This window comes from Achromobacter sp. 18P8.1.1 (genome assembly GCF_057799415.1).
Map to the genome: position 1 here is coordinate 55,093 of NZ_JBYOKH010000030.1, position 9,869 is coordinate 64,961.

Here is a 9,869-nt window from a genome sequence, read left to right on the forward strand (position 1 = left end):
CGGGGCGTCATGCGACAATCCTCCCCCTCGCGGCCCGCGCCGCGTATCCCCGTGTTGACCCCTTCGATATTGCCTCCATGCCGAGTCCTATGCTCCTGTCCGCTCCCGCCTTGACGGCGCCGGCGCCATGACCCCGAGTGCTTCCAAACGCGTCGCCGTGATTGGCGGCGGTCCGGCCGGCCTGATGGCGGCCGAGGGGCTTGCCGGCCAGGGCCTGCAGGTGGACGTGTTCGATGCCATGCCTTCGGTGGGTCGCAAGTTCCTGATGGCGGGGCGGGGCGGATTGAACTTGACGCATAGTGAAGCGGCGAGTCCCTTCCTGGCCCGTTACGGCGAGCGCGCCGCGCAGGTGGCGCCCTGGCTTTCCGTCATGGACGCCGCCGCGTTGCGTGACTGGGCGCATGAACTGGGCATCCAGACCTTCGTGGGTTCGTCGGGCCGCGTCTTCCCTATGGAAATGAAAGCCGCGCCGTTGCTGCGTGCATGGCTCGCCCGGTTACGCGCCCGTGGCGTGCGCTTCCACATGCGGCATCGTTGGCTGGGGTGGGCCGCAAGCGACGCGCTTTGCGCAGATGGGTTGCGGTTCGACACGCCCGAGGGCGTGCGGACGCTGGCGGCCGATGCCGTCGTTCTGGCCTTGGGCGGAGGCAGTTGGGCCAAACTGGGTTCGGATGGCGCCTGGGTCGCGGGCCTGCAGGCGCATGGCGTCGATGTGGCGCCGCTGCGCCCCGCCAACTGCGGGTTTGACGTCGCGTGGTCGGATCACTTCCGCGAGCGTTATGCGGGCCAGCCCGTCAAATCCGTTGCCATGTCGTGCGCCCTGCCATCGGGCGGCGTGCTGGCCCGGCAGGGCGAATTCGTGGTGTCGGAAACGGGCGTCGAGGGCAGCCTCGTCTATGCCCTGTCCGCGCCGTTGCGCGACCGGATCGACGAACAGGGCCACGCCGTCGCGCTGCTGGACCTGGCGCCCGACTGGACGCAGGAAAAAGTCACCGCGGCGGTCACCCATCCGCGGGGGGCGCGTTCGATGTCCAGCCATCTGCAAAGCCGCATGGGACTGACAGGCGTGAAGGCGGGGCTGCTGCGCGAATGCGCGTCGGCAGACGATTTCAAGGATCCCGAGCAACTGGCGCTGCGGATCAAGGCGCTGCCGCTGACGCTTGTGCGGGCGCGCCCCATCGACGAGGTCATCAGCACCGCGGGCGGCGTGACGTTCGATGCCGTGGACGCCGGCCTGATGCTGCGATCGGCGCCAGGCGTGTTCGTGGCCGGCGAAATGCTGGATTGGGAAGCGCCGACGGGCGGCTATCTGCTGACGGCCTGCATGGCCAGCGGACGGGTTGCGGCGGCGGGCGTGACGGACTATCTGGCTGGCAAGCTCTAAGGCTGCCGCCTTCGCTTCTTATCAGGAACCTGAAGGGTAGGGCGCCATGCCCAGCGGCGTGCGTGGCGCAAGGTCGCCCACGACATGGCCGACGACGGGCGGGCCGCCTTCAGGTTGCGTGATGATGCCGATGACGCGCGTGATGGCGCTGGCGGGAATATCGGTGCCATGGGCGGGATCCTGCACCAGTTGCCAAATGGTGGCGCTGGCAGGATCGGCATCCTCTTGCGTTTCCGCCGAGGTGTCCAGGCAGCTGCGGGCGAAGAAGGACCAGTCTGACGCGCTGCACGGCAAGCCATGCGCGGTTGCCAAACGGGCCAGGGCCAACGGCGCATCCGGCTGGCCCGCGGCGTGTTGGGCGGCAGCGCCCAGCGAGACGTCCAGCGACAGCAGGCGGAGAAACTCTACGACATTGTCCGAATTCATTGTGGGGTCTCCTGTAGCTGCTCTGGTTCATTGCCGGCGGCCGACGGCCGACCGGTAAAAAAGGGCGTTTCAGCCGGGGCCTTGCCCCAGCATCGACACCAAGGATTTTTTCAGCCGGGCTGAAAAAATCGGTACCGTATGAGAAACGCCGTTCCGGTCGACGCCTTCCTTCAGTTCGACCGATTGCCCAAGGAAGATTTCCGGCGCGGCGTTGATTTCGTTGTAGCGGGCAAGCAGTTCGTCAACGTGTTCTTGCGCGTCAGCCAGCGTGCTGCTGTCCGCGAGCTTGCCGGCAGCATGGGCTTGCAGGATTCGGTGCAGATCGTCGATGAACAGCGCCAATGCCGCTTGTCCACGGCATTGCGGCTGTTCCCAGCCCCAGCCCTGGGGGGCTGCGCCAGCGTTCTGCGGTACAGGTTTTTTGTTCATTTTCGAATCCTAATCCATTGCCGGCAAATACGCGACAGCCGCGGCCGGGGCCGCATTGTAGGTCGGAGGGGCTTACCAGCGGGCGGGGGCGGGCGGTGGCCCCTCATGCGCCGGAAAGTGGGGCAGGACTTCCTCGGCCAGTTCCTGGATGACCTCTGCGGCCGGCCGTTCCGAGAACTGGATGCCCAGCGCCGCGTGGTTGACGCCCGCCTCCTGCCAGCGCGCCAGCAGATCAAGCAGGCCCCGACGTCCCGTGCGCAGGACGTAGCCGCCTTGCATGGGCGTACGCGGGTGGTCCGGGTCGGCGCTCAGGTCCAGCCATTCGTTGGTGGCATGCGGCCGGAATCCGGCGTCGGGAATCCGTGCGCGCCAGGCGCCGATCTTCTGCGCCAGCCGTTGCGGACCCGCGTCGTCGTGCGTGCTATCGGGGTAGGTCAGCCAGCCATCCGCGTGTTCGGCTACCCATTGCGGCGTCTGCTGGCAGGAACCCGTGATCAGCAGCGGGACGCGCCCTGCCGCCGGTTTGGGCAGAAGCTGAGGACCCGCCAGGCGGCCCAGCGGGGAATCGATGGCGCCATGGGGGGCATGCATCAATTGGCGGAAGTAAGACACGGTTTGCGCGAAACGTTCGCCGCGTTGCGCAGGGTCCAGTCCATACGCGGGGAATTCGACGGGGCGGTCGCCCGAGGCGATGCCCATGACGAGCCTGCCGCCAGACAGGCGGTCAAGCGTGGCGGCGGCCTTGGCCAGATCGATCGGATGACGCAAGGGAAAGACTGCGCTGCCGGTGGCAAGCGCGATGCGCTCGGTGCGGGCCGCCAAATAGGCTAGATAGGAAAAGGGGTCGAAGACCTGGCCTGCGTCGCCAAAGTTCGGGTCGAACAAAGGCACGTCGCGGACCCACACGGCGGCGAAGCCCCGGCGGTCCAGCTCGGCAACCAGGTCGGCCTGCCCTTGCAGCACCGCCATGTCGCCTTGGTAGAAGCGCAAGGGCAGGAAGACGCCTACGGTCAGTTGATTGGGGGCGAACATGCGCCGGTAGCCCGGGTGCATGGCGAAGGCGGGCGCGGAGGCGCCGGCAGGTGTCGAAGGGACAGTCGGGGAATCAGTCATGGAATCGGGGTGCAGGAAGTCAGGAAGTCAGGAAGTCAGGGGCCGACGGCCGGTTGGGGCAGGGAGATGCCGCGTTGCACGGCGGGGCGCTGGCTGGCTCGCTGATGCCATGCGCTCAGGTGTTCATGCTGGCTGAACTTGAATTCGACGATCTGCGCGATGTGCATCCAGCCGAAGGTGGCGATATCGGCGATGGAAAAGTGGTCGCCGGCCAGCCACGGGCGCTGCGCCAGGCGCGCGTCGAGGACGGCGAAGGTGTCTTCACTCAGGCGGCGAAAGCGCTGGATGGCCGAGTCATGGCGCTCGGCCGCAAAGCACTCGGCATGTACGCGCTGGCCCAGAAGGGGGCCCATGCTGGCGCTATGGAACATCAGCCAGGTGATGGCTTCCCATCGCCCCTTGGTGTCGTCGGGGAGCAGGCGTCCGGTCTTGTCCGCCAGGTACAGCAGGATGGCGGCCGACTCGAACACGGTGATGCCCGTGGCGGCGTCATGCAGCACGGGAATGCGGCCATGGGGATTCAGCGCCAGGAAAGTGGGATGGCGGTGCTCGCCCTGTTCGATGCGCACATGGTGGAGGGTGTAGGGCAGCGCCAATTCCTCCAGCGCGATAGTGATCTTGAAGCCGTTGGGCGAGCTGTCCGTGTAGAGATGCAAGGTTGGGACGGTCATGGACATGGAAAGGAGTCAGGCTATTTCCTGGGCTACAGGCTTGATCCCATTCTGTATTCCATGTCTAACCCCGTAAAACGATCATTTCTGGCCCAAGAGGAGAGATTTTCTAACGTGACAGAGGGCAAGCTGCCGGCGTGTTCGAGAAATCGCTTGCGTGGCCGGATCGCAACCGTCCCGCCGCCGTATCCGGATGATGCGCAGATGAGGGCCTTTGGGGTATGCTGGCTTCGGTTTCCACGCCCAGACAGGAGAGGTTTATGAAGAACAGAGTCGTTCTCGTCATGCTGCTTTCGATCGCCGCCCTTACGGCCGGCTGCAATACCGTTGCGGGCGCTGGCAAGGACATCCAGCGAGGCGGGGAGAAGATCGAGGGTGCAGCGAAGTAAGTTGCCCTCCCGCTGCCGCATAGCCGGCTCAAGGCCACGCCAGAAATGCCCAGACATTTCCCGCGTGGCCTTTTTGCGGCCGCTGGCATAATCGCGGGAGTCCGAATTTCAACGCGGGAAGAATCATGCGCAAGTCAGTATGGGTAGGTGTAACGTTGGCGGCACTGTTGGCCGGTTGCGCAAGCAAGGGCGTCTACGAGGCCGACACCGTGAAGAAAGAAACCTTCAGCGTCGACACCAATTACCAGGCCGCCTTCCGCCGTGGTGGTGAATATGTCCGCGCCTGTCACGTGAACGTGCAGCATCCTTATGGCATCGCTTACGCATGGCGCCACTCCCTGGGCGAAAAGGGCGCGCCCGACGAAATCCAGCTGTACAAGGTGGGCGAACCCGCCACCGTGCTGGAACTGATTTCGGCGGAAGCCGACGGCCCCGCCAAATCCAAGGTGACGGTGACCGTGCTGGGCGAAGGGCGTTGGGATGCAGCCGAAATCGCAGCTGCCCGCGCCTCGATCCAGAGCGCGACGCCCGTTTGCCGCACAGGCAACGGCGGCTGACGCATGGATCCCCGCGCGCAGCAGATCCGATCGACGGGCATCGCGTTCTCGCTGCTGGCGGGGGCGTTCCGCTTTCTAAGCTGGTTGAACGGGGGCGCAGCATTGGCCCTGGTGGCCTTTTCACTGGGGATCGTGGGCGGCGACATTGCCGCGCCGGACCTCCAGTTGCCCCTGGCCCTGTTCCTGGCCGGACTGCTCGTGTCGTGCCTGGGGCTGCTGTTCGCCTACCTGGCGCAGGTCAGCCTGTTGCGTCAGGGCTACACGGGGCACCTGACGCGCGGCCATTGGCCGGCCCAGTTGTTGGCAATGATTTGCTATCTGCTTGGCGCGCTGGCGTTCTGCGCGGCGTGCTGGTTCTCTCTGGGGCAGGGGGCGGCGGACGCCCAACAAATGACGTCCTACGCCAGTCGTTAGAATCCAAGGGTAAACCCGTGTACGCAAAATTGTTGGACTTGCACTTGCGTTGAGAATAATATGCGCGGTGCGTATATAAATCCTCTTTCTCGGGACCCGTCATGACCATCTCCCAGCAAGCCTTCCTGCGCGACGCCATGCGCCGCCTGAACCTAACGCGCGACGTGTTCGCGACCCGGATCGGCGTGAAACGCCGGGCGTTGGATACTTGGTTGCTGCCCGAAGGTTCGCAGGAATTTCGCGCCATGCCGGAAGTGGTGCAGCGTTTCGTCAGCGAAATCGTGCAAAACGGCGTGTTGCTGGAAAAGTATACGCAAAGCGTACAAGACGGCCCCTTGCGCGAGCGTATCGCCGTGGAAGGCAAGCATCAGCTGCTGTCGGTGGACCAGTTCACGCGCGAATCGGTCGAAGACCTGTTCCGGGTGGCTGACATGATGCAGCCCATCGCGCGCCGCCAGAAAGTGTCGCGCGTGCTGGAAGGCGCCGTGCTGGGCAACCTGTTCTTCGAAGCCAGCACGCGTACCCGCGTCAGCTTCGGTTCGGCGTTCTGCCGCCTGGGCGGCTCGGTCTGCGACACGACGGGCTTCACGTTTTCGTCGATGGCCAAGGGCGAATCCATCTATGACACCAGCCGCGTCATGAGCGGCTACGTGGACGCCATGGTGATCCGCCATCCGGACCAGGGTTCGGTTGCGGAATTCGCGCGGGCCACCAACATCCCGGTGGTCAACGGCGGTGACGGCCCGGGCGAACACCCCAGCCAGGCCCTGCTGGACCTGTACACGATCCTGACCGAGTTCTCGCGCCTGGGCAAGTTGCTGGACGGCGCCCACATCGCCATGGTTGGCGACTTGAAGTACGGCCGCACCGTGCATTCGCTGATCAAGCTGATGGCGCTGTACAAGAACGTGAAGTTCTCGCTGGTGTCGCCGAAGGGCCTGGAAATGCCCAGCTACATCATCGAGCAGGCCAGTCGCAACGGCAACGTGATCGAACAGAAGACGTCGCTGGCCGAAGGCCTGTCCGGCGCCGACGTGATCTACGCGACGCGTGTGCAGAAAGAGCGCTTTGCCAACGAAGAAAACGAAGGCTACACGCCGGACTTCCAGATCAACCGCGCCATCATCGACGCGTATTGCAGCCCCGAGACCATCGTGATGCACCCGCTGCCGCGCGACAGCCGTCCGGGCGCCAACGACCTGAGCGTGGACCTGAACCACGATCCGCGCCTGGCCATCTTCCGCCAGACCGATAACGGCATCCCCATCCGCATGGCGATCTTCGCGGTGCTGCTGGGCGTGGAAGGCCTGGTGCAGCACTCGCTGCGCGACGTGACGTGGCAGCATCCGTCGCACGTGGGCCCCGACGACTCCGTCTTCCACGGCCTGGAATAAGCGCGTCGGCCTTCAGCCCCCGCCGCCTGGCTGCGCCGCGGCGGGGCAGTCATTGAGATTTGAAGGATAATCCGCGCTGTCTTTCTGTCGCGTGTCGCTCCGAGACACGCGTGGAAAATTTTGGGGCGGATGATCTTATGTCTTCGAGCAATAGCGCGGTTCCGGCGTGGACGGGCAGCGCGGGCCAAGCGTGCTACCTGAGCGCGTCCAACGCGCAAGCCTGGGAAGCGGTCTATCAATCGGTCGACGCCTATACGCGCGGCCAGGTCGCGGCGGTGGTGGGCGATAGCGCCAAAGAACTGGTGGACGCCTTCTATTCCACCTTGCTGGCGGATGCCGAGGCGGGGCCCCGCCTGTCCCACGAGATCGTCGCGACCCGTCTGCACAACGGCATGAAGCACTGGTTGAGGGGCCTGCTCTGCGTGCGCGACCAGGGCGATATCGCCGCGTTGATGGCGACCCAGAAGAAAGTGGGCGAAGTGCATGCCCGCGTTCATATCCCGATCCATCTGGTGATGGCGGGCGCCCGCATCCTGAAGAACGAAATCGCCGAACGCCTGCGCGCAAGCGACCTGGACGGGACGGCGGCCTCCATTGCCACGCAGTACGTCTGTAATCTGTTCGATCTGGCGATCGAGCAGATGAGCCGCGCCTTCATGCGCGATATCAACCGCGGTGCGCGCAATGACGAAGCGTATCGCTTGTTTGCGCTGGGGCAGAACATATCGACCGAACGCGAGCGCCAACGCGCCGCGCTGCTGGAATGGAGCCAGGCCGTGCTGATCGGCCTGCATTACCGCGCGCCGGAGCAGGCGCTGCCGCGGCTGGCGGCCTCGGAGTTCGGCTTGTGGCTGCAGCACAAGGGCGGCGTGCTGTTCGAAAGCGCACCCGCGTTGCGCCAGATCACCGAAGCCGTGACGCGGTTGGACGACGTGGTGCTGCCGCGGTTGATGCTGGCGGACGCGCAGCAGCAGGTGTCGATGCCCGACCAGGTGCGCGAGCTGCAGGAGCTGGTGGCGCGCATCAAGCATCTGCTCAATGGCCTGTTCGACATGGTGGCCGAGATCGAGAGCGGCAGCGACCCGCTCACGAATGTGCTGAACCGGCGCTTCCTGCCGTCGGTGGTGGGGCGCGAAATCGCCATTTCGACGCGTCAGGGCAGCCGCTTTTCGGTGCTGCTGCTGGATATCGATCACTTCAAGGCGATCAATGACGCGCATGGGCATTCCGGCGGCGATCACGTGCTTCGGCAGTTTGCCGAAGTGGTGCATCAGGCGTGCCGGTCCAGCGACTTCGTGTTCCGTTACGGCGGTGAAGAGTTCCTGGTAGTGCTCGTGGATACCGGGCAAGAGGCCGCGTTGGCCGCGGCCGAGAAACTGGGCGCTGAAATCCGCCGGCACAAGTTCGCGATTCCCGAAGCGGGCGCCTTGCGCATCACGGCAAGCATCGGCGTGGCCACGTTCGACGGCCATCCGGACTACGCCTATCTGATCGACCGCGCCGACAAGGCCCTGTACCGCGCCAAGCAGGAGGGGCGCGACCGTAGCGTGGCGGCCTGAACAGGGCGTGCGGGAAATAGCGGGCTGGGACCGAAAATAAAAAAGGCCGCTCTATTCAAGAGCGGCCTTTTGCGACGCGTGGGTTTTCGCGCGTACGGCTTAGATCTTCTTTTCGCCGCCCAACGCCTCGACCAGCTCGGCCATCATCTTGGCCAGTTCGCCCGTCATCAGCATCATGTCGGAATCGAACTTCTCGTCGTCGTTCGCGGCGACGCCTTCGTTGCCTTCCTTCAGCACGTCCAGCGGCGACACGCGCTTGACGTCCAGGCCTTCGGTCAGGACGAAGGAAATGCGGTCGGCCCACGTCATGGCCAGGCGCGTGCACTGCTTGCCCGACTGGATGTGGCGGCGCACGTCGTCGGCGTCGATGGAGTGCTTCACGTAGCGGATGGCCGCGCCGCTTTCACCCGACGAACGCAGTTCGGTGTCCTGGTCGATGGTGAAGTTGGAGGGGGCTTCGTCTTCCGCCAGCCAGCCCGTCATCGCGGAGGCGGGCGATTGCGCCACGTACAGGTTTTCCAGCGGGAACGGGTCGACGCACTTGGCCAGCAGGCCAATGACTTCGTCGGCCTTCGCGGACGCGGCGGCGTCGATGACCAGCCAATGGTTCTGCGGGTCGATCCAGACGCGGGTGTCGCGGTACACGCTGAAGGCGCGCGGCAGGAGCTCGTCCGTGACGCGCTCCTTGATTTCCTTCATCTGCTTGCGGCCCGGCTTGTAGCCTTGCTGCTCTTCGATCTCCTGGGCGCGCGCTTTGGCGACCTGGTTCACGACGGTGCCCGGCAGAAGCTTCTTTTCGGCACGCAGCGACAGCAGGATCTGGCCATTCACGACATGGGCAAGCCCGCCGTTTTCGCGCGGCGGGACCCAGCCCAGGCTTTGCATTTCGAGGTTGTTGCCCGCTTGGTAGGCGTGGCGCGCAAGCGTTTCTTCAAGCTGATCGCCAACGAGAGTCCACGGCGAGGAGAGGCGGTAAATCTTGAGGTTTTTGAACCACATGAGCGTCGGCCAAAAGGGTTGATTCTATACGACGCGGCCGGTTTGCCGAAGTGCTGCAATACGGTTGCGACAGGCGACACGTTCTGTCACTGACACACGCGGGCCTATGCGTTAACTTCCGCGCACCGAACATGGAATCGGAGAGGAATACATGAAAATCATTGGCGCCATCCTGATCGTCCTGGGCATCGCGGCCCTGGCCTACAAGGGCTTCAACTACAAGTCCGAAGAAACCGTCTTGCAGATCGGTTCGGTGAAGGCCACGGCCGAAACCGAGAAGTCGGTCCCCATCCCGACCTGGGCCGGCATCGCGGCCATCGTGGCTGGCGTGTTGGCGATCGGCGTCGGCATGCGCCGTTGACAGGTGGCCGGCCCGGCCGGTCCCCAGCGTGATCATGGCGGCCGCTTAGCGGCCGCCATTTTTTATTTGCCCGGCGCAAAAAAAAAGCGGCCCGGCTCAATAAAGGCCGGGCCGGTACGGGAGCACACAATACCGCGTCATAAAAGGCTCGCGGGGAACGCGGTATCGGTGTC

At 64.6% G+C, this 9,869-nt stretch carries 12 protein-coding genes; 7 read left to right on the forward strand and 5 right to left on the reverse strand.

Going from position 1 to position 9,869, the window contains the following annotated elements; all coding sequences use genetic code 11:
* Positions 1 to 127 precede the first annotated feature (127 nt).
* Positions 128 to 1,384: a TIGR03862 family flavoprotein gene (locus tag AC27VE_RS19235; protein WP_488704708.1), complete on the forward strand. Its 1,257-nt coding sequence runs from the start codon at positions 128 to 130 to the stop codon at positions 1,382 to 1,384.
* Positions 1,385 to 1,405: 21 nt separating this feature from the next.
* On the opposite strand, the gene AC27VE_RS19240 is transcribed toward AC27VE_RS19235, so the two are convergent.
* The 4 genes from AC27VE_RS19240 to AC27VE_RS19255 form a co-directional block, all read right to left on the reverse strand.
* A complete protein-coding gene (locus AC27VE_RS19240) occupies positions 1,406 to 1,810 on the reverse strand; it encodes a hypothetical protein (RefSeq protein ID WP_427956212.1) in 405 nt (134 codons plus the stop codon).
* A 69-nt stretch (positions 1,811 to 1,879) separates the two neighbouring features.
* Positions 1,880 to 2,152 carry a hypothetical protein gene (locus AC27VE_RS19245; RefSeq protein WP_234818371.1) on the reverse strand — a complete coding sequence of 91 codons (273 nt, stop codon included), beginning with the start codon at positions 2,150 to 2,152 and terminating at the stop codon, positions 1,880 to 1,882.
* Between the two features lie 159 nt (positions 2,153 to 2,311).
* On the reverse strand, positions 2,312 to 3,352 hold the full coding sequence (locus AC27VE_RS19250) for an LLM class oxidoreductase (protein WP_488704709.1): 1,041 nt from the start codon (positions 3,350 to 3,352) through the stop codon (positions 2,312 to 2,314).
* A 35-nt stretch (positions 3,353 to 3,387) separates the two neighbouring features.
* Positions 3,388 to 4,029: a glutathione S-transferase family protein gene (locus AC27VE_RS19255; RefSeq protein ID WP_488704710.1), complete on the reverse strand. Its 642-nt coding sequence runs from the start codon at positions 4,027 to 4,029 to the stop codon at positions 3,388 to 3,390.
* A gap of 254 nt (positions 4,030 to 4,283) precedes the next feature.
* Here AC27VE_RS19255 and AC27VE_RS19260 point away from each other — a divergent pair, with 254 nt between their 5' ends.
* From AC27VE_RS19260 to AC27VE_RS19280, 5 genes are all read left to right on the forward strand, one after another.
* On the forward strand, positions 4,284 to 4,412 hold the full coding sequence (locus tag AC27VE_RS19260; protein WP_006225030.1) for an entericidin A/B family lipoprotein: 129 nt from the start codon (positions 4,284 to 4,286) through the stop codon (positions 4,410 to 4,412).
* A 125-nt stretch (positions 4,413 to 4,537) separates the two neighbouring features.
* Entirely contained in the window at positions 4,538 to 4,969 is a 432-nt protein-coding gene (locus AC27VE_RS19265; protein WP_315135100.1) for a BPTD_2524 family lipoprotein, read from the forward strand.
* Positions 4,970 to 4,972: 3 nt separating this feature from the next.
* Positions 4,973 to 5,383, forward strand: a complete 411-nt coding sequence (locus AC27VE_RS19270; RefSeq protein WP_488704711.1) for a hypothetical protein — start codon at positions 4,973 to 4,975, stop codon at positions 5,381 to 5,383.
* A gap of 101 nt (positions 5,384 to 5,484) precedes the next feature.
* Positions 5,485 to 6,777 carry an aspartate carbamoyltransferase gene (locus AC27VE_RS19275; RefSeq protein ID WP_006225027.1) on the forward strand — a complete coding sequence of 431 codons (1,293 nt, stop codon included), beginning with the start codon at positions 5,485 to 5,487 and terminating at the stop codon, positions 6,775 to 6,777.
* 137 nt (positions 6,778 to 6,914) lie between these two features.
* Positions 6,915 to 8,336, forward strand: coding sequence for a diguanylate cyclase (locus AC27VE_RS19280; RefSeq protein ID WP_427956204.1), 1,422 nt, complete (start codon positions 6,915 to 6,917; stop codon positions 8,334 to 8,336).
* 99 nt (positions 8,337 to 8,435) lie between these two features.
* Here AC27VE_RS19280 and AC27VE_RS19285 read toward each other — a convergent pair whose 3' ends face one another.
* Entirely contained in the window at positions 8,436 to 9,335 is a 900-nt protein-coding gene (locus AC27VE_RS19285) for a recombination-associated protein RdgC (RefSeq protein WP_088590243.1), read from the reverse strand.
* 151 nt (positions 9,336 to 9,486) lie between these two features.
* On the opposite strand from AC27VE_RS19285, the gene AC27VE_RS19290 reads away from it, so the two are divergent.
* Positions 9,487 to 9,696, forward strand: a complete 210-nt coding sequence (locus AC27VE_RS19290; protein ID WP_006225024.1) for a hypothetical protein — start codon at positions 9,487 to 9,489, stop codon at positions 9,694 to 9,696.
* Positions 9,697 to 9,869 lie beyond the last annotated feature (173 nt).